The sequence below is a fragment of the Micromonospora sp. IBHARD004 genome, assembly GCF_052814115.1.
The window spans coordinates 3,207,958-3,230,587 of sequence record NZ_CP199934.1 but is presented as its reverse complement, the minus strand read 5'-3'; the positions used below and the strand labels follow the sequence as shown (position 1 = coordinate 3,230,587).

Sequence of the window (22,630 nt, the reverse complement as noted above, 5' to 3'; positions counted from 1 at the left end):
ACGCCGGCCGGAGGTGACCTGCCCGTTACTCCTCCGGCTGCTCGGTCTGCTGGCCCTCCAGGTCGGCCGAGCCCGCCGACGTGATCGGCTTGTTCGCCTCCTCCGTCGGCACCGTCGGCGTCTTCGCCCGCCCGGCAGCGGGCGCCCCGTCCGCGCCGGCCTCGCCGTCCAGCAGCGCCGTCAGCGCCGCCCCGGTGATCCGGCGGAACGTCCGCCCCACCCGGCCCCGGTCCAGGACCGCCACCTCGAGCTGGTTGGCGGCGATCGTCCGCGACGCCCCGCCCTCCCCGCCGACGCTGCTCAGCGCCTGCATGGCCACCCGGACCGCCTCGCTGAGCGACATGTCCGGCCGGTGCTGCGACTTGAGCACCCCGGAGATCGACTCGGCCTGGCCACCCATCGCCATCCGGCCCGGCTCGTCGTTGACCGAGCCGTCGTAGGTCAGCCGGTAGAGCGCGTCGTCCTCCGGCGTCGCGCCCACCTCGGCCACGCAGATCTCCACCTCGAAGGGCTTCGACTGCTCGGTGAAGATCGCACCCAGGGTCTGCGCGTACGCGTTCGCCAGGGCCAGGCCGTTGACGTCCCGCCGGTCGTAGCTCAGGCCGTTCAGGTCGGCCATCCGCACCCCGGCGCGGCGCAGGTTCTCGAACTCGTTGTACCGGCCCACGGCGGCGAAACCGATCCGGTCGTAGATCTCGCTGACCTTGTGCAGGGTGCTGGAGAGGTTCTCCGCGACGAAGAGCACCCCACCGTCGTAACTCAGGACCACCGCGCTGCGACCCCGGGCGATGCCCTTGCGGGCCAGCTCGGAGCGGTCGCGCATGATCTGCTCGGGCGAGGCGTAGAACTGCATGGCCACGGCGGCGGTTCTCCTTCGGGCGCTGTGCTGCGGACTGCTGGCTGGTCAGGTGGGAGCGGGGTCAGCCGCCCGGGTTCTCCATCCGGCCGGAGACGACGCTCTCCGCGATCGTCGCCGTCTCGGCGTCGGTGAGCCGGTGCGTGCCCTCCGCCGTCGCCGTCATCACCACCGGGTAGATCCGGCGGGTCAGATCCGGACCGCCGGTCGCCGTGTCGTCGTCGGCCGCGTCGTAGAGCGCCTCGACCGCGAGCCGCCTCGCGTCGTCGATCGACAGGCCGGCCCGGAAACGCTTCTTCAGCGCCGACTTGGCGAAGAGCGAGCCGGAGCCGATCGCGTCGTAGCCGGTCTCCTCGTACGGGCCGCCGGTGACGTCGAAGCTGAAGATCCGACCGGCCCTCGTCGGGTCGCTGGCGGCCAGGTCGAAGCCGGCGAAGAGCGGGATCACCGCAAGGCCCTGCATCGCCGCGCCCAGGTTGCCGCGGATCATCGAGGCCAGCCGGTTCGCCTTGCCGTCGAGCGAGAGCATCGCGCCCTCGATCTTCTCGTAGTGCTCCAGCTCCACCTGGAACAGTCGCATCAGCTCGATGCCGATGCCCGCGGTGCCCGCGATGCCGACCAGCGAGTACGCGTCCGCCGGGTGCACCTTCTCGATGTCCCGCTGGGCGATCAGGTTGCCCATCGTGGCGCGCCGGTCCCCGGCCATCACCACGCCGCCGGCCGCGGCGATGGCCACGATGGTGGTCGCGTGCGGCGCCATGTCGGCGGCCATACCGGGCGGCAGCGGCCGTCGGCCGGGCAGCATCTCGGGGGCCACCTTGCTCAGGAACGCTGTAAAGGAGGACGTCCCCGCGTTGGTGAACACATCTGGAAGACGCCCGGATGGATCAAAACCCGCTGCCACGTGGTTCCTCTCAGGTACGTGATCGCCCTGGCCAGCCTCGCGGGACTGTCACGGAACTGGCCAAGACCACCGTTGCAGTTGAAGCAGAGTATCCCGCGCACCCACCCGGTGCGATGATCGTGGTCCACATGTTCCGGATCGGGTTCGCCGCACACCGCGCGGACGCCGCCCTGCTCGGCGAAAAGCTCCCGGAACTCCTTCTCCCCGATCCCGTACCGCCGCCGCAGGTGGTACTCGCGGTCGCCGCCGTACAGCCGCTGCTTGGTCTCCCTGGTCCGGCTGTTGTGGCACGGCTTGCAGTACGAGTGTCGCCCTGGCGACTTTCTGGTGCGCGGAAAATCCTCGAGCGGCTTCACCTGGTCGCAGTCCGGGCACCATTTCAGACCGGCCGGTACCGGAGCCGCCGGCTTCCGCTGGGCGCCAATCCCGCGCTTACGGCGGCTCGCCTCAGAGCGGGCCGCCGCGCAGGTCTTGCAGTAGTAGGCCAGCCCGTCCGCTCGCCGCCGGTTGCGGTGGAACTCCGTGACGGACAGGCGGCGCTCACACTGCGGACAGATCTTGCCCGATTCGCTGGACGAACCGGACATATGATATCATTCACCCCCTTTCTGAACGTAGCCCCTGACAAATTCCTCTGCGTTCTCTTCGAGGACAGAGTCGATCTCGTCGAGCAGGTCGTCGACGTCCTCCGTGATCTCGGCGTGGCGCTCGGCAACCTCCGGGTTGGCCTGCGCGGTGACGTCCTCGATCTCCTCGCCCTGGGTCGACTTGCCGGACTGGGTCTGGCCGCCTTCTTGCGTAGCCATCAGGTGCCTCCTCCACGATCGCCTGCGATGAACTTACCTCGCGGGAGCGACGAAAAGCCCGCCGCGCGCCGGCTTCCGGCGTACGACGGGCCTGCGTCCGGCGGCGGTCAGCCCCCGGTCAGGGTCTCCAGCAGATCCTTGGCGGTGTCGCACCGGTCGAAGAGCGCGCCGACGTGCTTGCGGGTGCCCCGCTCCGGCTCCATCATCGGCACCCGGACCAGCGACTCCCGGCCCACGTCGAAGATCACCGAGTCCCAGCTCGCCGCGACCACCTCAGAGGCGTACTGGGCCAGGCAGCGGCCACGGAAGTAGGCCCGGGTGTCCTCCGGGGGCTGGGTCATCGCGGTCCGGGTCTGCTCGTCGGTCAGCAGCGTCTTCATCGACCCGCGCGACACCAGCCGGTGGTAGAGCCCCTTCTCCGGCCGAACGTCGGAGTACTGCAGGTCGACCAGCTGGAGCTTGTGCGAGCCCCAGGCGAGCTTCTCGCGCTCCCGGTACCCCTCCAGCAGCCGCAGCTTGGCCACCCAGTCCAGCTCGTCGGCGCAGAGGAACGCGTCGCGGCCGAGCCGGTCCAGCACGCTCTCCCAGCGGTCCAGCACGTCGGCGGTCTGCTCGTCGACGTCGCTGCCGTACCGGTCGTCCACGAAGGACCGGACCCGCTCCAGGTACGCCCACTGCACGTCCAGGGCGGTCAGCTTGCGCCCGTCGCGCAGCCGCATCAGGTGCTTCAGCCCGGGGTCGTGGCTGACCGCGCGCAGCTCGCTGACCGGGTCGGCGATGCCCAGGTCCGGGCCGAGCGCCTTCTCCTCGATCATGGTGAGGATGAGCGCCGTGGTGCCGACCTTGAGGTAGGTGGAGACCTCCGACAGGTTGGCGTCGCCGATGATGACGTGCAGCCGGCGGTACTTGTCGGCGTCGGCGTGCGGCTCGTCGCGGGTGTTGATGATCGGTCGCTTGAGAGTGGTCTCCAGCCCGACCTCGACCTCGAAGAAGTCGGCGCGCTGGGAGATCTGGAAGCCGTTCTGGCCGCCGTCCTGGCCGATGCCGACCCGGCCGGCGCCGCAGACGATCTGCCGGGTGACGAAGAACGGCGTCAGGTACGCCACGATGTCGGCGAACGGGGTCTGCCGCCGCATCAGGTAGTTCTCGTGGGAGCCATAGCTGGCGCCCTTGTTGTCGGTGTTGTTCTTGTACAGGTGGATCGGCTGGGTGCCCGGAATGGTGGCGGCCCGGCGGGCCGCCTCGGCCATCACCCGCTCCCCCGCCTTGTCCCAGCGCACCACGTCGAGAGGGTTGGTCACCTCGGGGGTGGAGTACTCGGGGTGCGCGTGGTCGACGTAGAGCCGGGCGCCGTTGGTGAGTATGACGTTGGCCAGCCCGAGGTCCTCGTCGGCGAGCGCCTCGGCCGGGTCGTAGGCCGCGCCGGAGTAGGTGAAGCCGCGGGCGTCGCGCAGCGGCGACTCCTCCTCGTAGTCCCAGCGGGCCCGGCCACCGCGGTTGAGTTCCGGGCGCGCCCCGTAGGCGTTCACCACCTGTGAGGAGGTGACCATCGGGTTGGCCCCGGCCTGGCCGGGCACGGAGATACCGTACTCGACCTCGGTGCCCATGATCCGTCTTACGCTCATCGACTGCCCGCTCCCGCTCGCCCGTCCCGGTCCCCCCGTCACGTCGAGCGTAGTCGCCGGCACGCGGTACGGGGGCTCGGCGCGGTGCGGGCGTACGGTGTGGCGGCGCGCGGGCGGCCGGTGCCGGACGCGCGGAGGCCCGCGGCGCGACACGCCGCGGGCCTCCGTCTGCTGGTCGGGCCTACAGGTACTGGCCGGTGTTGCTGGCGGTCTCTATCGACCGGCCGGCCTCCGCGCCCTTGCCGCCGGAGACGAGCGTGCGGATGTAGACGATCCGCTCGCCCTTCTTGCCGGAGATGCGGGCCCAGTCGTCGGGGTTGGTGGTGTTGGGCAGGTCCTCGTTCTCCCGGAACTCGTCGACGCAGGCGTCGAGGAGGTGCTGCAGCCGCAGCCCCTTGCGCCCCGAGGTGAGGAACTCCTTGATGGCCATCTTCTTGCCCCGGTCGACGATGTTCTGGATCATCGCGCCGGAGTTGAAGTCCTTGAAGTAGAGGACCTCCTTGTCACCGTTGGCGTAGGTGACCTCGAGGAAGCGGTTCTCCTCGGTCTCCGAGTACATCCGCAGCACGACCGCGTCGATCATCGCCGCCACGGTGGCCTGCGGGTCGGCCCCGTGCTCGGCCAGGTCGTCCGGGTGCAGGGGCAGCCCGGAGAGGATGTACTTGGAGAAGATGTCCTTGGCCGCCTCGGCGTCCGGCCGCTCGATCTTGATCTTCACGTCGAGCCGGCCCGGGCGCAGGATCGCCGGGTCGATCATGTCTTCCCGGTTGGAGGCGCCGATGACGATGACGTTCTCCAGGCCCTCCACGCCGTCGATCTCGCTGAGCAGCTGCGGGACGATGGTGTTCTCCACGTCCGAGGAGACGCCGGACCCGCGGGTGCGGAAGACCGAGTCCATCTCGTCGAAGAACACGATCACCGGGGTGCCCTCGCCGGCCTTCTCCCGGGCCCGCTGGAAGATCAGCCGGATGTGCCGCTCGGTCTCGCCGACGTACTTGTTGAGCAGCTCGGGACCCTTGATGTTGAGGAAGAAGCTGGTGTGCTTCTCCTCACCACGCCGCTCGGCGATCTTCTTGGCCAGCGAGTTGGCCACCGCCTTGGCGATCAGCGTCTTGCCGCAGCCGGGCGGGCCGTAGAGCAGGATGCCCTTCGGCGGCCGGAGCTGGTGCTCACGGAACAGGTCGGCGTGCAGGAAGGGCAGCTCCACCGCGTCGCGGATCTGCTCGATCTGCGACTGGAGGCCACCGATGTCGGTGTAGTCGACGTCGGGCACCTCCTCCAGGACCAGCTCCTCGACCTCGCTCTTCGGGATCCGCTCGTACGCGTACGCCGAGCGGGGCTCGATCATGAGCGAGTCGCCGGCCCGGATCGGCGAGCCGATCAGGGTCTCGGCGAGGTGCACGATCCGCTCCTCGTCGGAGTGCGAGACCACCAGCGCCCGGTCGCCCGGGGCGCCGCCGGGACCCGCGAGGATCTCCTTGAGCATCACGACCTCGCCGACCCGCTCGTAGCCGAACGCGTCGACGATGTTGAGCGCGTCGTTGAGCAGAACCTCCTGGCCGCGCCGGAGCTCGTCGACCTCCAGCGAGGGCGAGACGGCGACCCGGAGCTTGCGCCCGCCGGTGAACACGTCCACCGTGCCGTCGTCGTGCTTCGCCAGGAAGACGCCGTAACCACTGGGTGGCTGCGCGAGGCGGTCGATCTCCTCCTTGAGCGTCACGATCTGCGCGCGAGCCTCCTTGAGGGTGCTCACGAGCCGGTCGTTGTTCTCGGTCAGCCGCGCCAACTGTGCCTGGGTGGCCGCCAGCCGCTCTTCGAGCTGCCGGACGTGTCGGGGGCTTTCGGTCAACTTGCGCCGCACCAGAGCGAGTTCCTCTTGAAGGAACGCGACCTGCGTGGAGAGATCGTGGGCCTCCTTCTCCCACCGTGCGGCGCGCGAGTCCGCGTCGTCGCTGCGTGCCACGTCCCACCTCCCCGGGGGGCTTGAACGTTCTGACCTAACACTAGCCGCTATGAGCTCGATTCGGTCCCGCGCAACGCGCTCGTCACCGAAGCTTGATCGCCAAGGGCTGGTCGCCGGGCGGGTACCGGCGTTCGGGTACCGTCGGGGCGTGGGACGGGAGAACATGGGGGGTGCACGATGACGCAGGTCGCGACGGACCAGCTTCAGGTCTGGGTGGACCAGGACCTCTGCACGGGCGACGGGCTCTGCGTGCAGTACGCGCCGGAGGTCTTCGAGTTCGACGTCGACGGCCTGGCGTACGTCAAGGGCACCGACGGTGAGCTGCGGCTGGCCCCGGGCAGCCGGGTGGACGTGCCGGAGCACCTGCGCCTCGAGGTGATCGACTCGGCGAAGGAGTGCCCGGGCGAGTGCATCCACGTGGTGCGCGGCAGCGACGGCGTCGAGGTGGCCGGCCCGGACGCCGAGGAGGACTGAGCCGCCCGCCTGCCGCCCGGTGGCCGGCAGGCGCCGGAGTGGCCGGCCGGACAGGGGTGCGTCAGCCGGCGGGGCTCAGAGCATCGGGCGGCCCACCACCGAGGCGACCAGCCGGGCGAACTCCTCCAGCCGGGCGATCTGTCCCGCGCCGCCGTCGTCGAGGGTCTTGCCGAAGCGCAGCGCGTCGTGCCGCGGCCCGGCGACCATCTCGTCCCCGGGCGGCGCCTCGTCCAGCGAGGTCAGCAGCAGGTAGACGTCGATGCTGTCGACCCGGATCTCGCCGGTGTCGGCCCGGGTCAGCCGCCGCCGGCAGCCGACCTCGGTCACCGTGGAGACCGGCACCACCCGGAGCGACGAGGTCATCGAACCCGGCGGCCCCTCCCCCGGCGGGACGTCCTCGCCGTGCCAGAGCACGAGGCGGCTGCCGTCGCAGACGACGACCTCCTGCCACACCCCGTTGACCTCGTTCACGAAACGTTCCAGGGTGAAGCCGAGCACGGAGGCGCCGCGCAGCACCCCGCCGAGCGCCTCCAGGGCCACGTCCGGATCGCGCAGGTAGGCCCGCGCCGCCGACTCCAGGTCCGTGTACGGCGACCAGTCGGGGAAGACCGCGGGCAGGTCGCCGTTGCCGAAGCCGGGGCTGCTCATGCCGCCGCCCCCGCCCACCGGGCGTCCGGCCGAACCCGCCGACCGTCACCGTCGCCGAGGCCCGCGCGGGGCCGGATCCCGCCGCGCGCCCCGATCCGCTCGCTCATGCCACCGTCTCCGCCCGTTCGGTGTCGTCCCGGCGCCGGTCCGCGCCGGGACACATGATCGCCTGCCTCATGCCGGGTCGACCAGCCACCCCGTCACGGCTGGTCCAGCTCCTCCGCCGGGACGGCCGCCGCACCCTCGCCGACCTGCGCGGTCGCCGCCTGCCGGGCCGCCTCAGCCTCGCGCAGCGCCTGCCGGCGCTGGACGTACGCCTCAGTGCCCTTGCTCGGCTTGCGGCGGCGCGGCGGCGCGGTGACCCCCGGAGCGAGCTTGCGCGCGGAGACCAGGAACGCGGTGTGCGCGATCATCCGGTGGTCCGGGCGGACGGCCAGGCCCTCGGCGTGCCAGTCGCGGACCAGCGACTCCCAGGCGCGCGGCTCGGTCCAGCCGCCGCGCTCGCGCAGCGCCTCGACCAGCTCGGAGAGCTGCGGGGTGGTGGCCACGTAGCCGATGAAGACGCCGCCGGGCACCAGCGCCCGCTCGACCATGTCGAGGGTCTCCCACGGGGTGAGCATGTCCAGGATGATCCGGTCGAAGCCGGTCTCCTGGCACTGCGCGACGTCACCGACGTGCAGCCGCCAGGCGGGGTGCGGCCCGTTGAAGAACGCCTCGACGTTGCGCCGGGCGATCTGGGCGAAGTCGTCGCGCACCTCGAAGGAGTGCAGCTCGCCCTCGGTGCCGACGGCCCGCAGCAGCGAGCAGGAGAGCGCGCCGGAGCCGGCGCCGGCCTCGAGGACCTTCGCGCCGGGGAAGATGTCGCCCATCGCGACGATCTGCGCGGAGTCCTTCGGGTAGATCACCTGGGCGCCCCGCGGCATGGAGAGCACGTAGTCCGACAGCAGTGGGCGCAGGGCCAGGAAGGCGGTGCCGCCGCCGGTGGTGGTCACCACGCTGCCGTCGGGCAGGCCGATCAGCGTGTCGTGGCGGAGGATGCCGCGGTGAGTGTGGAACTCCTTGCCGGGCTCCAGCGTCACGGTGTGCATCCGCCCCTTCGGGTCGGTCAGCTGCACCCGGTCGCCGGGGCGGAACGGCCCCCGGTGCACGGGTGGCAGCGCCGGGACGGCGGGGTCGGCCGGGACGGTGGAGGGCTGTGCGGTCACGTGTTCATCTTCCGTTTGGGTTCCAGGAGCTGCGCCAGATCCGCGATGTGCAGAACGCCGACGACATCTTCGCCTGCGGTCACGACGTACTGTGCGCCCGGGTGGGTCTGCACGGTCTGCATCACCCGTTCGCCGTCCGTGCCGACCGGCAGCGTCGGGACCGTGTCCAGGCCGCGGGAGACCGCGTCCACCGCGAGCCACGGCCGGCGTTCCGGGGGTACGGCGTCGGCGCGGGCCGGGTCGACCAGGGCGACCGGCCGGCCGGCGGAGTCGACGACGGTGAGCGCGGCACGGGGGTCGGGGCCCTCCGCGCGGCGGCGCTGCGCCTCGGCCAGCGGGGTGCCGCTGGGCACCGGCAGCACCGGTCGGGCCAGCCGGGCCAGGTCGATCAGCGGGAGGCGGCGGCTGATCCGGGCCAGCCGGATCGACTGGCCGGCACCCCGCCACAGGGTGAACGCCACCAGCAGCAGCAACGGCAGCAGCAGCGGCGGCAGCTCACGGCGCAGGGTGAGCGCGACGACCAGGGCCAGGGTGCCGAGGGCGACGGCGCGGCCCACCCAGCCGGCCACCTCGGTGCCCCGGTGCCGGTCCCCGGTGAGCGCCCAGACGGCCGCGCGCAGCGCGCGGCCGCCGTCGAGCGGCAGCCCGGGCAGGCTGTTGAAGACCGCCACCACGACGTTGCTCGCCGCGAGCTGGAAGGCGAGCTGGTCGGCCAGGGTGCCGTCGGGCAGGGCGAGGGTGGCCGCGACGCCGGCGGCGCCGAGCAGCGCGGAGACCGCCGGGCCGGCGAGCGAGACCAGCAGGTCGACCCGGGGGCTGGGCGCGTCCCGGTCCATCTCGGTGTACCCGCCGAGCAGCTCGAGGGTGATCCCGCGCACACCGATGCCGTACCGGCGGGCGGTCAGCGCGTGCCCCAGCTCGTGCAGCAGCACGGAGCCGAGCAGGGAGACGACGAAGCCGACGCCGACCAGGTAGCCGGCCACCGGGCCGAGGTCGAGCTGGCGGCGGGCGAGCGCCGCGTACGCGACGGTCACCACCAGGGTGAGCAGGAGCATCGAGGCGTCCAGGTGCAGCGGCACCCCGAACACCCGGCCCACGGTCAGGCCGGGACGGCGCCCGCGCCGGCGTGGTGGTCGGGACGGCTGCTGCACCGCACCGATGCTACCGAGATGCGGGCCAGTGCTTGCCCTTCAGGGGGGTGAAGGTCCGCGTGGGAGGGCGCGCTAGGCCCGAGCGTGCACTATCCCGGCCTGTTCTGCTGCTCGATGTACAGATGCAGGACGGTCAGGGGTACGCCGCCGACGGGGCCGGGGAAGTACGAGGCTGACCAGAGGCGGTTGGCCCGGTAGTGGTGGCGCGCGAGGTCGGGGCAACTTCGTGGCTCATCCGCCGTGAGGACACGCCCTTGAGGCTGTTGACCACCTTCGACAGGGCGACTTCGGCGGGAAGGTGACCAGCAGGTGCACGTGCTGGCTGTCGGCGTTGAACTCGACCACTTCGCACAGGAAGTCGGCCCCCATCGCTTGCATGATCTCTTCCAGGCGGGTCAGGTGCCGGTTGTCGAACACATGTGACCGGAACTTGGTCACGTAGACCAGATGGGCGTGCAGGGCGAAAACACTGCGAACACTCGCGATTTCGGTCATAGGCTCCGACGCTAGGGTGTCCGATGTGCAGCTCCGGTACAACTACCGCGTCTACCCGACGCCCGCCCAGCAGGTAGCGCTGGCGCGGGCGTTCGGGTGCGCGCGGGTGGTGTTCAACGACGGGCTGCGCGCGCGCCAGCAGGCCCGCGAGGCGGGCGAGGCGTACCTGTCGGACGGTGAACTGTCGAAGCGGGTCATCACGCAGGCCAAGCGCACACCCGAGCGGGAGTGGCTGGGCGGGGTGTCCGCGGTCGTGCTTCAACAGGCCCTCGCGGATCTGAACACCGCGTACCGCAACTTCTTCGCCTGGCTGTCCGGCAAGCGCAAGGGCCGCAAGGTGGCCCGGCCCCGGTTCCGGTCCCGCAAGGACAACCGGCAGGCGATCCGGTTCACCGCCAACGCCCGGTTCAAGGTCCTGGACAACGGCCGACTTCGGCTGCCGAAGGTTGGTGACGTGCCAGTGCGCTGGTCCCGGCAACTTCCGGCAGCGCCCACCTCCGTCACGGTCATCCGGGATGCGGCCGGGCGGTACTTCGCCTCGTTCGTGGTGGCCACCACCAACCAGCCGCTGCCGCCGGTCGACCGCGAGGTGGGTATCGACCTCGGGCTGACGCACTTCGCGGTCCTGTCCAACGGCAAGAAGGTGACGGCGCCGAGGTTCCTGCGCCGGGCGGCGCGCAAGCTGCGCCGGTTGCAGCAGGACCTGTCCCGCAAGCAGCGGGGCAGCAACAACCGCCAGAAGGCCGTCGTCAAGGTCGCTCGCGCACACGCACGGGTGGCCGACTCGCGGCGGGACTGGCAGCACAAGCTCTCGACACGGATCATCCGCGACAACCAAGCGGTGTACGTCGAGGACCTGTGCGTGACCGGTCTCGGCCGCACCCGGCTGGCCAAGTCCGTGCACGACGCCGGCTGGGCGCAGTTCGTGAACATGCTGGAGTACAAGGCCGCCCGGCACGGGCGGACCTTCCGAAAGACCAACCGATTCGCGCCGACGTCGCAGACATGCTCTACGTGCGGGCGGCTCGACGGACCCAAACCGCTGTCCGTCCGATCGTGGACCTGCCCCTGTGGGGCGGTCCACGACCGGGACGTCAACGCGGCGATCAACATCCTCGCGGCGGGACGCGCCGAGAGCCTAAACGCCTGTGGAGCGCAGGTAAGTCCGGCACCCGTGCCGGCACCGCGCCGAGAAGCAGGAATCCACCCGGACGCTGCGTGTTCCACCCGCAGCGTGGAGGGAATCTCCGCCGTTTAGGGCGGGGAGAACGTCAAGCGGCACCGATCATGTGCCGGTGCGGCGACGGCGGCCCTGTCACACCGGTGCCCTAACCTTCCGGACATGACGGCGGAACCGGTGATCGACGCACAGGGCACCCTCGCCACGGCGGTGGTGCCACCCACGGTACGGGCGTCGCTGTCGCCGTCGCGCGCGGCGGACTTCAAGACCTGCCCCCTGCTCTACCGGTTCCGCAGCATCGACCGGCTGCCCGAGCGTCCCACCGTGGAGCAGGCCCGGGGCACGCTGGTGCACGCCGTGCTGGAGCGGCTGTTCGACCTGCCGGCGGCGGCCCGCACGCCGGAGTCCGCGGGCGACCTGGTGGCCCCGCAGTGGGACCGGCTGGTCATCGAGGAGCCGGAGCTGGCGGGCCTGTTCGCCGAGGGCGACGCCGCCGGGGTCGCCGAGTTCCTCCGCTCGGCCGCCGCCCTGCTGGAGGGCTACTTCGCGGTCGAGGATCCGCGCCGGTTGGAGCCGGCCGAGCGGGAGGCGTTGATCTCCGCGGTGGTCGACGACGAGCTGCTGATCCGGGGCTACCTGGACCGGCTCGACGTCGCGCCGGACGGCGCGCTGCGGGTGGTCGACTACAAGACCGGCGGCGCGCCGCGGGAGGCGTTCGAGGCGCGGGCGCTGTTCCAGCTCAAGTTCTACGCCCTGGTGCTGTGGCGGACCCGGGGTGTGGTGCCGCGGGTGCTGCGGCTGCTCTACCTCAAGGACGCCGAGATCTGCGACTACACCCCGGACGCCGAGGAGCTGCTGCGCTTCGAGCGCACGGTGGTGGCGCTCTGGCAGGCCATCGAGCAGGCCACCGCGCGGCAGGATTTCCGGCCCCGGCCCAGCCGGCTCTGTGACTGGTGCAGCCACCAGGCGCACTGCCCGAGCTTCGGCGGCACCCCGCCGCCCTTCCCGACCACCGCCACCACGGATCCGCTGCGCGACGCCCGGTCCGGGCCGGTCGCCCCGGGCGCGGACGAGTGAGGCTCCTCCCCAGGGAGGAGGGCGGGTTCGGCATCGGCGACGACGGGTCGCGCCGGGCGGCGGATAGCGTTCCGGTGTGACGGATCGGCTGAGAGCGTGGGCACGGCACCGACCGCTGGCCATCGACGCCTGCTTCGCGGTCGCCCTGGTGCTGCTGGAGGCGGTGTTCCTCCTGCTCACCCCGCGGGAGCTGCGCCCCGGGCAGCTGTCGGCCGCGCTCGGCTGGAGCGTGCTCTGCGCCGCGCCGGTGGCGGTGCGCCGGGTCGCCCCGTGGCCGGCGGTCGGCGCGGCGGTGGCCACCCTGGCGGTGCCGGTGCTGCTCGGGCACGCCCCGACCACGCAGGGCGTGACCTTCGTCGTGCTCACGTACACGATGGCGGCGCACCGGCGGCTGCGGCCGGCCACGCTGGCCGCGGTGCTGCTGTGGGTGCCGGTGGTGCTGGCCAACACGATCGCGCCGCTGGACGGCGTGCTCGACATGGGTCCCGCCTACCTGGTGCTCAACAACCTGCTCACCGCCTCGGTGGCGTACGCGGTGGGTCGGGCGGTGCACGCCCGGCGGCAGTCGACGCAGGCGCTGCGGGAGCGGGCCCGGGTCGCCGAGGCGAACCAGCGTTCCCTGGCCGAGCAGGCGGTCGCCGACGAGCGCCGCCGGATCGCCCGTGAGCTGCACGACGTGGTCGCCCACCACGTCAGCGTGATGGGGGTGCTGGCCACCGGCGCCCGCCGGGTGCTGCGCCGGGACCCGGACACGGCGGACGAGGCGATCGCCACCATCGAGGAGACCAGCCGGGCCACCCTGCGGGAGATGCGCCGGCTGCTGGACGTGCTGCGCACCGACGCCGAGCCGGCCGCCGACCTCGCCCCGCAGCCCGGGCTGACCGGCATCGAGGCGCTGGTCGAGCAGGTCCGGGAGGCGGGCCTGCCGGTGACCGTGCGGGTGGACGGCAGGCCCGGCCCGATGGAGGAGGGGGTGGCGCTGACCGTCTACCGGATCGTGCAGGAGGCGCTGACCAACGCGCTCAAGCACGCCGGCGCGGCGACCGCGCTGGTCCGGCTCACCTTCGCCGACGGCTCGCTGGCGGTGGAGGTCACCGACACCGGCCGCGGCCCGGGTCCGGCACCCGAGCGGATCGGGCACGGGCTGGTCGGCATGCGCGAGCGGGTCGCCCTCTACGGTGGGGTCCTGCGGACCGGTCCGCGGCCGGGCGGCGGCTTCCGGGTGTACGCGAGGATCCCGCTGGAGCCGGTCGGGGTGGTCCCCGCGTGACCGGCCGACGAGCTCGGGGTTCACGCCGGCCCGGGACGCGGAACCGGCCCGACGGGCCGGGGCGGCACGAGGAGCACGACGGGGAGATCCGATGACCGACAGCACGGCGCCGGCACGGCCGGTGCGGATCCTGCTCGCCGACGACCAGCCGCTGCTGCGGGCCGGGTTCCGGATGGTGCTCGGCACCGAGGACGACCTGGACATCGTGGCCGAGGCCGGGGACGGCCTGGAGGCGGTGGAGCTGTCCCGGCGGCTACTGCCGGACGTGGTGCTGATGGACATCCGGATGCCCCGGATGGACGGCGTCGCGGCGACCCGGGCCATCGTCGACGCCCGGCTGCCGGTGCGGGTGCTGATCCTGACCACCTTCGACCTCGACGAGTACGTGGTCGGCGCGTTGCGGGCCGGGGCGAGCGGCTTCCTGGCCAAGGACGTGCCGGCGGAGGACCTGGTCACCGCGATCCGTACGGTGGCCGCCGGGGAGGCGGTGGTGGCGCCGCGGATCCTCAAGCGGCTGCTGGACCGCTTCGCCGACGTGCTGCCCGACCCGGCGGCGAGCCCGCCGAAGGCGCTCAGCGCGCTGACCGAGCGGGAACGGGAGGTGCTGGTGCAGGTCGCCCGGGGCCTGTCCAACGCGGAGATCGCCCGGGCGCTGTCGGTCAGCGAGACCACCATCAAGACCCACGTCGGGCACGTGCTGACGAAGCTGGGGCTGCGCGACCGGGTGCAGGCGGTCGTGCTGGCGTACGAGACGGGGCTGGTGCGCCCCGGGGCGTGAGCGGCGGGCGGGCCGCGCGTCCACCGCGGAGTTGCCCTTGTCACCTACCGTGACCATCGGCGGCGCGGCGGGGTTGACCATGACGCGACGTCAGGTCCTAGCGTCGACGACGACGTCCCGGCGGTGCGGGAAACCGGTCGACCACGGCCGGGTCAGGGGCAACCCTGAGTCGGGATCGGGGCCGACCCGCAGCAGGATCTCCGGCATCGGATACGTCCGGGGGTGGACGGATCCTCCAGCCACCGGGCCGAGGATGGAAACTGTCGCACCGACCAGCGGGGGCGGTGCGGAAAATGCAGGCAGACGGAAGAGGTAGATGACGTGACCGCGATGGTGGGTCCGCAGGTGCAGGCCGCGGCCCGGGCCAACGACGTGTGGAAGCTGTACGGCAGCGGCGAGGCGCAGGTCGCCGCGCTGCGGGGGGTGACCGCGGAGTTCGAGCGCGGCCGGTTCACCGCGATCATGGGCCCGTCCGGCTCCGGCAAGTCGACGCTGATGCACTGCCTGGCGGGCCTGGACTCGGTGACCCGGGGCACGGTGTCGATCGGCGAGACGACGGTGACGGGGCTCGGCGACTCCGGGCTGACCAAGCTGCGCCGGGACAAGGTCGGCTTCATCTTCCAGCAGTTCAACCTGCTGCCCACGCTCACCGCGCAGGAGAACATCCTGCTGCCGCTGTCGATCGCCGGCCGCAAGCCGGACCCGGCCTGGTACGACACGGTGATCGACACGGTCGGCCTGCGGGACCGGCTGAGGCACCGGCCGGCGCAGCTGTCCGGTGGCCAGCAGCAGCGGGTGGCCTGCGCGCGGGCCCTGGTCGCCCGCCCCGAGGTGATCTTCGCCGACGAGCCGACCGGCAACCTGGACTCCCGCTCCGGCGCCGAGGTGCTGAACTTCCTGCGCAACTCGGTCCGCGAGCACGGCCAGACCATCGTGATGGTCACCCACGACCCGACCGCCGCCGCGTACGCCGACCGGGTGATCTTCCTCGCCGACGGGCAGATCGTCTCCGAGCTGGTCGAGCCGACCGCCGACACGGTGCTGGACACCATGAAGAAGCTGGACACCCCCGCCGAGGTGGCGCGCTGATGTTCCGCGCCACGTGGAAGAGCCTGCTGGCGCGCAAGGTGCGCCTCCTGCTGTCCGGCCTGGCCGTCGTGCTGGGCGTCATGTTCGTCTCCGGCGCGTTCGTGCTGACCGACACCCTGGGCCGGTCGTTCGACGCGGTCTTCGCCGACGGGTACTCGCACATCGACGTCATCGTCTCCGGCAAGCCGAAGGTCGAGCTCAGCGAGGCCGAGGGCGAGCAGGTGCCCACCCCGGTGCCGGCGTCGGTGGTCGACCAGGTGAAGGCGAAGGTGCCGGGCGCGGCGGAGGTCACCGGCCTGGTCAACGCCGACGGCGCCCGGCTGATCGGCAGCAACGGCAAGGTGGTGACCTCGTTCGGGCCGCCGCAGCTGGGCGAGAACTGGGTCGGCGAGGACGACCTGCTCGAGCTCCGCGACGGCAGCCGGGAGCCGCGGGCCGACGACGAGATCGTCGTCAACCAGGCCCTCGCGGACGCGGCAAAGGTCAAGGTCGGTGACCGGGTCGGCGTGCTGACCCTGGAGCCGAAGAAGGAGTTCACCATCGTCGGCGTCTTCGGCTACAGCGGTGGCCGGGACTCGATCGGCGGGGTGAACGAGGTCGTCTTCACCACCCCGGTGGCGCAGCGGCTGATGCTCGGCAAGCCGGACACCTTCACCAACGTCAGCGTGAAGGCCGCCGACGGCGTGTCGGCCGAGCGGCTGCGCGACGACGTGTCGGCCGCCCTGGGCGCCGGCTACGAGGTGAAGACCGGCGAGCAGGCCGCCGCCGACCAGGCGGCCAGCCTGAAGGAGGCGCTCTCCTTCTTCAACAAGATCCTGCTCGGCTTCGCGGCGGTGGCGCTGCTGGTCGGCACCTTCCTGATCCTCAACACCTTCTCGATCATCGTCGCCCAGCGCACCCGGGAGCTGGCCCTGATGCGGGCGATCGGGGCGAGCGGGCGGCAGATCATCGGCTCGGTGGTGCTGGAGGCCATCGTGGTCGGCCTGATCGCCTCCGTGCTGGGGCTGGCCGCCGGCATCGGCGTCGGCGCGCTGCTGGCGTACCTGTTCGGGAAGCTGGCCGGCGGGCTGAGCCTGGCCGGGCTCGGCGTGCCGCCGGCGGCGGTGATCGGCGCCTTCGGCGTCGGCCTGGTGATCACCGTGGTGGCGGCGCTGCTGCCGGCGCTGCGGGCGTCCCGGATCCCGCCGATCGCCGCGATGCAGGACGTGGCCACCCCGGACCGCCCGCTGACCAAGGTCACCGTGGCCGGCGGGATCGTCACCGCGATCGGCGCCACGCTGCTCTTTCTCGGCCTGAACGGCCACGCCGGCGACAGCACCCTGGCCACCATCCTCGGCGGCGTGCTCTTCGCCTTCATCGGGGTGGCGCTGCTGACCCCGCTGATCAGCCGGCCGGTGGTCGGCCTGCTCGGGGCGCTCTTCGCCTGGTCGGTGCCGGGCAAGCTGGGCCGGCTGAACTCCGGCCGCAACCCGCGCCGCACGGCGATCACCGCCGCCGCGCTGATGGTCGGCATCGCCCTGGTGACCGGCGTGACGGTGATCCTCGACTCGGCCAAGGGCAGCATCAGCAAGGTGGCCGCGGACACCATCAAGGCCGAGCTGGTGATCTCCGGGGCGCAGAGCGGGCCGCGCCCGCCGAGCTTCGACCCGACGGTGCTGGAGAAGGCGGCGGCGATCCCGGGCGTGCAGCTGGTCGACGGCGAGTACGGCGACATGGCCACGGTCAACGGCACCCGCACCTGGGTGGGGGCGTCGAGCAACGTCGCCGCGCTGCAGCGGATCTTCGGCGCGAAGACCACCGCCGGTGACATCAGCCGGCTCGGCCCGGACCAGATGCTGTTCAGCTCGGACACCGCCAAGTCGCGCAACGTGTCGGTCGGCTCGCAGGTGACGGTGCAGCTGTCCCGGGGCGAGGCGCGGACGTACACGGTCAGCGGCATCTACGAGAGCTCGCAGCTGACCAACCCGGTGGTGCTGCCGCCGCAGGCGGCCACCGACTTCGCCATCCCGCAGCCGATCCAGGGCTTCGTGCAGCTCGCGCCCGGCGCCCGGGTCGCCGACGTGCAGCCGCGGGTGGAGACCCTGCTCGCCGACAGCCCGGAGGTGTCGGTGGCGGACCGGGACGCGTTCATCAAGCAGCAGACCAGCCAGCTGGACACCCCGCTGCGGATGATCCAGATCCTGCTGGCGCTGGCGATCGTGATCGCGGTGCTCGGCATCATCAACACCCTGGCCCTGTCGGTGCTGGAGCGGACCCGGGAGCTGGGGCTGCTGCGGGCGATCGGGCTGCGTCGGGCGCAGACCATGCGCATGATCACCGTCGAGGCGGTGGTGATCTCGATCTTCGGGGCGCTGCTCGGCGTGGCGGTCGGCACCGGGCTGGGCGCCGCGGTGGTCCGGGCGCTCAAGGACGAGGGGATCACCGACCTGGTCCTGCCGTGGGGCCAGATGGGGGTCTTCCTCGCCCTGGCCGCGATCATCGGCGTGATCGCCGCGGTGCTGCCCGCGGTGCGGGCCGCGCGGATCAACGTGCTGGGCGCCATCGCCCACGAGTGACCCGCACGCGACGAAGGGGCCCCGCCGGTCGGCGGGGCCCCTTCGCGTGTCGCGGTCAGGCGGGCGGTTCGCCGAGCAGCGCCGCCAGCAGCTCCAGGTCCGCCCCGGTCAGGCTCTCCAGCTGGTGTACGCCGTCGGTCGGCGGCAGCGGCACCTCCGCCGGTACGGCCAGCACGGCCGCCCCGGCCGCGAGGGCGCTGGCCACCCCGGTCGGCGAGTCCTCGATCGCCACGCAGCGCCCGATCGGCACGTCGAGCAGCCGGGCGGCGGTCAGGTACGGCTCCGGGTGCGGCTTGGCCGCGTCCACCTCGTCGCCGCAGACCACCGCGTCGAAGCTGTCCCGCCCCAGCGTGTCGAGGGCGACCTCGACCAGCGGTCGGCCGCTGGAGGTCACCAGGGCGGTGGGGATGCCCGCCGCGCGGACCGCCCGCAGCAGCGCCAACGCGCCCGGCCGCCAGCGCAGGCCGGTGCGGAACAGGTCCAGGATGCGGGCGTTGATCCAGGCGGCGCTGGCCTCCGGGTCGCGCTCCGGCTGGCCGAGGTCGTCGTGCAGGATCCGCATGGAGTCGGCCATGCTGGTGCCGATGATCGCCTTGCGGGCCGCGTCGGACATGCTGCCCCCGTACACCGCCGCGAGCTCCTGCAACGCGACGTCCCACAGCTTCTCGCTGTCGACGAGGGTGCCGTCCATGTCGAAGAGCACGGCGGCGGGGTGGTTGCTGCTCAGCGGAGCCTCCTGACGGGTGCGGACGTACCCGCCGATCCTCTCAGCCGGTCCGGGTCCGCCGCGCGCCGCGTCGGCCGGGCGTGACCTGCGGCATCGCCGCGGTCAGCCCAGCCCGCAGGCGCCGAGGGACTTCTCGTAGCCGCGGAAGAACGAGTCGGTGCGCTGCTCGGCGGTGCCGTGCGAGCCCTCGGCGAACCACGGCTGGTCCGGGTCGTCGCCGACCGCGAGCAGCCCCTCCCGGAACTCGTCCAGGTCGCCCTCCGCGAGGGTCAACCGGTCGTCGCGGACCGAGTCGCCGAGGTACGCCCCGGCCATGCAGTCGGCCTGCAGCTCCTGCTGGATGGTGAAGTTGTAGCGGATGCCGAGGCGGACCTGGATGCCGTGGGCGTACTCGTGGCCGAGCAGGTAGAACAGGAACGCGTCGCCGATCTGCCGGAACGCGCCGACGGACCAGTTGACGTCGTAGGCGATGAAGTCCCCCGCCGAGCAGTAGACGGCGTTGTTGCGCGGCAGCGGCTGCCCGCCGCAGGAGACCTCCCCCTCCCGGGTGTACGGCACCACCCGCCGGACCGGCTGGAACCGCTCGCCGGAGGCCTGGAACTGGGCGGTCCAGTAGTCCTCGGCGCTGTCGACCGCGTCGCTGAAGTCCTGCTTGAACTCGGCGACGCTGGTGGTGCCGTCGGCCCGGGTGGTCTTCGCGCCCGGCGAGACGGGCTGCCGGGTCTGCTCCGGGCCGGGCTGCTGCGGCTCGCCCTGGTCGAGCCCGCCGCCCATGCAGCCGGCGGCCACCACCACCGCCACCAGCAGACCGGCGAGCAGGCCCGGCTGCCGACGTCGCGCGCTCTCCCCCACGGTTGCCTCCCCGGCCTCGTCCCTGTGGTGCGCAGTACCCCGACCGCGCGCCGATGATGCCCACGTGTCGATCACGCGCCACCGGGTCGTCGCCTTCACCGGCGCTCCCCGCAGGGTGCGCTCAGCTGGACGAGTCCCGCTGACCGCGCTGCCACGTGTCGCCCTGCGAGCCGTGCCGTTCGGCCTCGTACCGGTGCTGGCGAACCCGGGCCTCCCGGGCGGCGGCGGGGTCGCCGGGGGCCGAGCGCCGTTCCCGCCACGCGACCGCGCCGTACGCGCCCGCGACGACCACGGCCAGGACCGCCAGCACCACCAGGATGGTCGTCATGCCCCGACGGTAGGACCACCGCGCACCCCTCGGAACGACTACGCTGCCGGCCATGATCATCGACGTCTTCGACACGCATGAGCGGTCCCGTTGGGCGGGGCGGGCCGCGTCGTACGAGCGCAGCTTCGCAACGCTGTGCGCGTACCCGGCGGAAGCGCTGCTGGACGCGGCGGCGGTGCGGGCCGGACGGCGGGTGATCGACGTCGGCACCGGGCCCGGCACCGTCGCGGCGCGGGCGCTGCGCCGCGGCGCCGAGGTGGTGGCGGTGGACGCCGAACCGACCATGCTGGACGCGGCCCGCCGCCACGCGCCCGGCGCGGAGATCCGCGGGGCCACGCTGCCGCGGCTGCCGTTCCCGGACGGCGGCTTCGACGCGGCGGTCGCCAACTTCGTGCTCAACCACGTCGGCGACCCCGCCGCGGGACTGGCCGAGCTACGCCGGGTGGTCCGGCCCGGCGGCCGGGTCGCGGTCACCATCTGGCCGTACCCGCAGCCGCCGCTGCAGCGGCTCTGGGGCGAGATCTTCACGGCTGCGGGCGGCGAGGCCCCGGCGGACCTGCCGCGGGTGGCGACCGAGCGCGACTTCCCGCGCACCGAGGAGGGCCTGTCCGCGCTGCTGGCCGCGGCCGGGCTGGCCGAGGTGCGGTGCGCGACGCTGGCCTGGGACCACCGCGCCGACCCGGAGGACTGGTGGGCCGGCCCGGCGAACGGGATCGGGACGCTCGGCCTGCTGATGGAACGGCAGCCGGTGGCGGTCCGCGACCGGATCCGACAGCAGTACGACCTGCTCAGCGCCCGCTACCGGGACGCCGACGGGATGCTCGTCCTGCCCACCGCCGCGCTGCTCGCCTCCGGCCGGGTCGTCTGAGCGCCGCCTACTCTCGGGATGTCCGGTGCGGCTCCTCGGCACCGACGTCTCCGGTGAACGGCGCGACCGGCGCCACCCGAGAGGAGCGACCATGAAGTACCTGATCATGCTCTACGGCACCCAGCGGGACTACGACGCCATGTCCGGCGTGCCCGGTGACCAGCCCCCGATGTCGCCGGAGCAGCTGGCGGCCATGCACGCCCACATGGCGGCGGTCCATCAGGAGCTGGCCGAGTCCGGGGAGCTGGTCGACGCGCAGGGCCTCACCGCGCCGGTGCACGCCCGCCGGATCCGGCTGCGCGACGGTGCGCCGGTCGTGACCGACGGCCCGTACGCCGAGACCCAGGAGGTGCTGGCCGGCTACACCCTGGTCGACTGTGTCAGCTTCGACCGGGCCACCGAGATCGCCGCCCGGTTCGTCAACCCCGCCGCCGAGGGCGAGTACGTCGACGTGCGGCCCGTCCTCGACGGCGTCGGGGAGCTCCAGGGCTGACCGTGGCCGACGAGACCGTCGAGGACCTGCTGCGCCGCCTGGTGCCGCAGGTCCTCGGCGCGCTCGTCCGCCGGTACGGGCACTTCGACACCGCGGAGGACGCCACCCAGGAGGCGCAGCTGGCCGCCGCCACCGGGTGGCCCCGCGACGGCCTGCCCGACGACCCGAAGGCCTGGCTGATCACCGTGGCCTCCCGGCGGCTGACGGACCTGCTGCGCAGCGAGCGGGCCCGCCGCCAGCGCGAGGAGACGGTGACCCGTCGGCTGCCACCGGACCGGTGGCTCGCGCCGGCCGCGGACCGGCCACCGGCCGAGGCCGACGACACCCTGATCCTGCTCTTCCTCTGCTGCCACCCGGCGCTGCCCCCGGCCGGGCAGATCGCGCTCACCCTGCGGGCCGTCGGCGGGCTGAACACGGCCGAGGTGGCCCGCGCGTTCCTCGTGCCCGAGTCGACGATGACCCGCCGGATCACCCGCGCCAAACAGCGCATCCGGGACAGTGGCGTCCCGTTCGCCCTGCCCGCGCCGGCGGAGCGCGCGGCCCGCCTCGACGCGGTGCTGCACGTGCTCTACCTGATCTTCACCGAGGGGTACGCCAGCACCGCCGGCCCGCACCTGCACCGCGCCGACCTGCGCGCCGAGGCGATCCGGCTGGCCCGGATGCTGCACCGGCTGGTCGACGACCCCGAGGTGGCCGGGCTGCTGGCGTTGATGCTGCTCACCGACGCGCGCACGCCCGCGCGTACCGGGCCCGGCGGGGAGCTGGTGCCGATGGCCGAGCAGGACCGCCGACGATGGCGCGCCGGGCAGATCACCGAGGGGGTGGCCCTGGTCAGCGCCGCGCTGCCCCGCGGCGCGGTCGGCGCGTACCAGCTCCAGGCGGCGATCGCCGCCCTGCACGACGAGGCGCCCGACGTCGAGGCGACCGACTGGCCGCAGATCGTCGCCCTGTACGAGCTGCTGCTGGAGATCTCCGACAACCCGGTGGTCCGGCTGAACCACGCCGTGGCGGTCGCCATGGCCCGGGGCCCCCGCGCCGGGCTGGAACTGCTCGACGGCCTCGCCGCCGACCGGCGGATCGCCGACGACCCGCGGCGGCACGCGGCCCGGGCGCACCTGCTGGAGCTGGCCGGGGAGCCGGACGCGGCGCGGCAGGCGTACCTGACGGCGGCGCGGCGCTCGCAGAACCTGTCCCAGCAGCGCTACCTGCACGGCCGGGCGGCCCGCCTCGGCTGACTGTCCGGCTTTCCCGGTCCGCCGCCGCCGGACGTCCGTAGCCTCGGTGCG

Annotated in this window: 23 protein-coding genes; 10 read left to right on the top strand and 13 right to left on the bottom strand. The window is 72.8% G+C overall.

What is annotated here, in order from left to right; translation table 11 throughout:
- Positions 1-25 precede the first annotated feature (25 nt).
- The 6 genes from prcA to arc form a co-directional block, all read right to left on the bottom strand.
- Positions 26-859 carry a proteasome subunit alpha gene (gene prcA / locus ACTWO6_RS15680; protein ID WP_446220343.1) on the bottom strand — a complete coding sequence of 278 codons (834 nt, stop codon included), beginning with the start codon at positions 857-859 and terminating at the stop codon, positions 26-28.
- Between the two features lie 61 nt (positions 860-920).
- The gene (gene prcB / locus ACTWO6_RS15675; RefSeq protein WP_207232365.1) at positions 921-1,760 is read right to left on the bottom strand and encodes a proteasome subunit beta; all 840 of its coding nucleotides are present in this window, start codon (positions 1,758-1,760) and stop codon (positions 921-923) included.
- A complete protein-coding gene (locus tag ACTWO6_RS15670; protein WP_446220342.1) occupies positions 1,679-2,347 on the bottom strand; it encodes an endonuclease VII domain-containing protein in 669 nt (222 codons plus the stop codon). The genes prcB and ACTWO6_RS15670 overlap by 82 nt, the downstream gene beginning before the upstream one ends.
- 6 nt (positions 2,348-2,353) lie before the next feature.
- On the bottom strand, positions 2,354-2,566 hold the full coding sequence (locus ACTWO6_RS15665) for a ubiquitin-like protein Pup (RefSeq protein ID WP_089014758.1): 213 nt from the start codon (positions 2,564-2,566) through the stop codon (positions 2,354-2,356).
- A gap of 107 nt (positions 2,567-2,673) precedes the next feature.
- Entirely contained in the window at positions 2,674-4,191 is a 1,518-nt protein-coding gene (gene dop, locus ACTWO6_RS15660; RefSeq protein ID WP_446220341.1) for a depupylase/deamidase Dop, read from the bottom strand.
- A gap of 181 nt (positions 4,192-4,372) precedes the next feature.
- Entirely contained in the window at positions 4,373-6,154 is a 1,782-nt protein-coding gene (arc, locus tag ACTWO6_RS15655) for a proteasome ATPase (RefSeq protein WP_446220340.1), read from the bottom strand.
- 177 nt (positions 6,155-6,331) lie between these two features.
- Between arc and ACTWO6_RS15650 the strand changes: the two genes are divergently transcribed.
- On the top strand, positions 6,332-6,628 hold the full coding sequence (locus ACTWO6_RS15650; protein WP_446220339.1) for a ferredoxin: 297 nt from the start codon (positions 6,332-6,334) through the stop codon (positions 6,626-6,628).
- A 75-nt stretch (positions 6,629-6,703) separates the two neighbouring features.
- On the opposite strand, the gene ACTWO6_RS15645 is transcribed toward ACTWO6_RS15650, so the two are convergent.
- The 4 genes from ACTWO6_RS15645 to tnpA all read right to left on the bottom strand — a co-directional run bounded on the left by ACTWO6_RS15645 (position 6,704) and on the right by tnpA (position 10,127).
- Complete coding sequence (locus tag ACTWO6_RS15645) at positions 6,704-7,276, bottom strand: hypothetical protein (RefSeq protein WP_446220338.1); 573 nt, start codon at positions 7,274-7,276, stop codon at positions 6,704-6,706.
- 200 nt (positions 7,277-7,476) lie between these two features.
- Entirely contained in the window at positions 7,477-8,481 is a 1,005-nt protein-coding gene (locus ACTWO6_RS15640) for a tRNA (adenine-N1)-methyltransferase (protein WP_446220337.1), read from the bottom strand.
- Complete coding sequence (locus ACTWO6_RS15635) at positions 8,478-9,632, bottom strand: site-2 protease family protein (RefSeq protein ID WP_446220336.1); 1,155 nt, start codon at positions 9,630-9,632, stop codon at positions 8,478-8,480. Before ACTWO6_RS15635 ends, ACTWO6_RS15640 begins: the two co-directional genes overlap by 4 nt.
- A 231-nt stretch (positions 9,633-9,863) precedes the next feature.
- Positions 9,864-10,127, bottom strand: a complete 264-nt coding sequence (gene tnpA / locus ACTWO6_RS15630; RefSeq protein ID WP_446220335.1) for an IS200/IS605 family transposase — start codon at positions 10,125-10,127, stop codon at positions 9,864-9,866.
- Between the two features lie 25 nt (positions 10,128-10,152).
- Here tnpA and ACTWO6_RS15625 point away from each other — a divergent pair, with 25 nt between their 5' ends.
- The 6 genes from ACTWO6_RS15625 to ACTWO6_RS15600 all read left to right on the top strand — a co-directional run bounded on the left by ACTWO6_RS15625 (position 10,153) and on the right by ACTWO6_RS15600 (position 18,076).
- On the top strand, positions 10,153-11,385 hold the full coding sequence (locus ACTWO6_RS15625; protein WP_446220334.1) for an RNA-guided endonuclease InsQ/TnpB family protein: 1,233 nt from the start codon (positions 10,153-10,155) through the stop codon (positions 11,383-11,385).
- A gap of 84 nt (positions 11,386-11,469) precedes the next feature.
- Entirely contained in the window at positions 11,470-12,384 is a 915-nt protein-coding gene (locus ACTWO6_RS15620; RefSeq protein ID WP_446220333.1) for a RecB family exonuclease, read from the top strand.
- Between the two features lie 76 nt (positions 12,385-12,460).
- Positions 12,461-13,654, top strand: a complete 1,194-nt coding sequence (locus ACTWO6_RS15615) for a histidine kinase (RefSeq protein ID WP_446220332.1) — start codon at positions 12,461-12,463, stop codon at positions 13,652-13,654.
- Between the two features lie 91 nt (positions 13,655-13,745).
- Positions 13,746-14,432 (top strand): response regulator, encoded by a 687-nt coding sequence (locus ACTWO6_RS15610; protein WP_446220331.1) that lies wholly within the window; start codon positions 13,746-13,748, stop codon positions 14,430-14,432.
- Positions 14,433-14,753: 321 nt separating this feature from the next.
- On the top strand, positions 14,754-15,521 hold the full coding sequence (locus ACTWO6_RS15605) for an ABC transporter ATP-binding protein (protein WP_446220330.1): 768 nt from the start codon (positions 14,754-14,756) through the stop codon (positions 15,519-15,521).
- The gene (locus tag ACTWO6_RS15600) at positions 15,521-18,076 is read left to right on the top strand and encodes an ABC transporter permease (RefSeq protein WP_446220329.1); all 2,556 of its coding nucleotides are present in this window, start codon (positions 15,521-15,523) and stop codon (positions 18,074-18,076) included. The genes ACTWO6_RS15605 and ACTWO6_RS15600 overlap by 1 nt, the downstream gene beginning before the upstream one ends.
- 55 nt (positions 18,077-18,131) lie before the next feature.
- Here ACTWO6_RS15600 and ACTWO6_RS15595 read toward each other — a convergent pair whose 3' ends face one another.
- The 3 genes from ACTWO6_RS15595 to ACTWO6_RS15585 form a co-directional block, all read right to left on the bottom strand.
- Entirely contained in the window at positions 18,132-18,779 is a 648-nt protein-coding gene (locus ACTWO6_RS15595) for an HAD family hydrolase (RefSeq protein ID WP_130335109.1), read from the bottom strand.
- A gap of 126 nt (positions 18,780-18,905) precedes the next feature.
- On the bottom strand, positions 18,906-19,730 hold the full coding sequence (locus tag ACTWO6_RS15590; RefSeq protein ID WP_446220674.1) for a neutral zinc metallopeptidase: 825 nt from the start codon (positions 19,728-19,730) through the stop codon (positions 18,906-18,908).
- A 46-nt stretch (positions 19,731-19,776) separates the two neighbouring features.
- Positions 19,777-19,983 carry a hypothetical protein gene (locus tag ACTWO6_RS15585; RefSeq protein WP_446220328.1) on the bottom strand — a complete coding sequence of 69 codons (207 nt, stop codon included), beginning with the start codon at positions 19,981-19,983 and terminating at the stop codon, positions 19,777-19,779.
- A gap of 52 nt (positions 19,984-20,035) precedes the next feature.
- On the opposite strand from ACTWO6_RS15585, the gene ACTWO6_RS15580 reads away from it, so the two are divergent.
- The 3 genes from ACTWO6_RS15580 to ACTWO6_RS15570 all read left to right on the top strand — a co-directional run bounded on the left by ACTWO6_RS15580 (position 20,036) and on the right by ACTWO6_RS15570 (position 22,579).
- A complete protein-coding gene (locus tag ACTWO6_RS15580) occupies positions 20,036-20,851 on the top strand; it encodes a class I SAM-dependent methyltransferase (protein WP_446220327.1) in 816 nt (271 codons plus the stop codon).
- A gap of 91 nt (positions 20,852-20,942) precedes the next feature.
- On the top strand, positions 20,943-21,344 hold the full coding sequence (locus ACTWO6_RS15575) for a YciI family protein (protein WP_446220326.1): 402 nt from the start codon (positions 20,943-20,945) through the stop codon (positions 21,342-21,344).
- Positions 21,345-21,346: 2 nt separating this feature from the next.
- Positions 21,347-22,579, top strand: a complete 1,233-nt coding sequence (locus ACTWO6_RS15570; RefSeq protein WP_446220325.1) for an RNA polymerase sigma factor — start codon at positions 21,347-21,349, stop codon at positions 22,577-22,579.
- The last annotated feature ends 51 nt before the right edge of the window (positions 22,580-22,630 follow it).

Coding starts and splice junctions, on each gene's coding strand:
- ACTWO6_RS15670 (WP_446220342.1), bottom strand. CDS start 2,347: ATGTCCGGTTCGTCCAGCGAATCGGGCAAGATCTGTCCGCAGTGTGAG.
- ACTWO6_RS15650 (WP_446220339.1), top strand. CDS start 6,332: ATGACGCAGGTCGCGACGGACCAGCTTCAGGTCTGGGTGGACCAGGAC.
- dop (WP_446220341.1), bottom strand. CDS start 4,191: ATGAGCGTAAGACGGATCATGGGCACCGAGGTCGAGTACGGTATCTCC.
- tnpA (WP_446220335.1), bottom strand. CDS start 10,127: ATGACCGAAATCGCGAGTGTTCGCAGTGTTTTCGCCCTGCACGCCCAT.
- ACTWO6_RS15645 (WP_446220338.1), bottom strand. CDS start 7,276: ATGAGCAGCCCCGGCTTCGGCAACGGCGACCTGCCCGCGGTCTTCCCC.
- ACTWO6_RS15665 (WP_089014758.1), bottom strand. CDS start 2,566: ATGGCTACGCAAGAAGGCGGCCAGACCCAGTCCGGCAAGTCGACCCAG.
- ACTWO6_RS15610 (WP_446220331.1), top strand. CDS start 13,746: ATGACCGACAGCACGGCGCCGGCACGGCCGGTGCGGATCCTGCTCGCC.
- ACTWO6_RS15600 (WP_446220329.1), top strand. CDS start 15,521: ATGTTCCGCGCCACGTGGAAGAGCCTGCTGGCGCGCAAGGTGCGCCTC.
- ACTWO6_RS15580 (WP_446220327.1), top strand. CDS start 20,036: ATGATCATCGACGTCTTCGACACGCATGAGCGGTCCCGTTGGGCGGGG.
- ACTWO6_RS15575 (WP_446220326.1), top strand. CDS start 20,943: ATGAAGTACCTGATCATGCTCTACGGCACCCAGCGGGACTACGACGCC.
- ACTWO6_RS15585 (WP_446220328.1), bottom strand. CDS start 19,983: ATGACGACCATCCTGGTGGTGCTGGCGGTCCTGGCCGTGGTCGTCGCG.
- ACTWO6_RS15620 (WP_446220333.1), top strand. CDS start 11,470: ATGACGGCGGAACCGGTGATCGACGCACAGGGCACCCTCGCCACGGCG.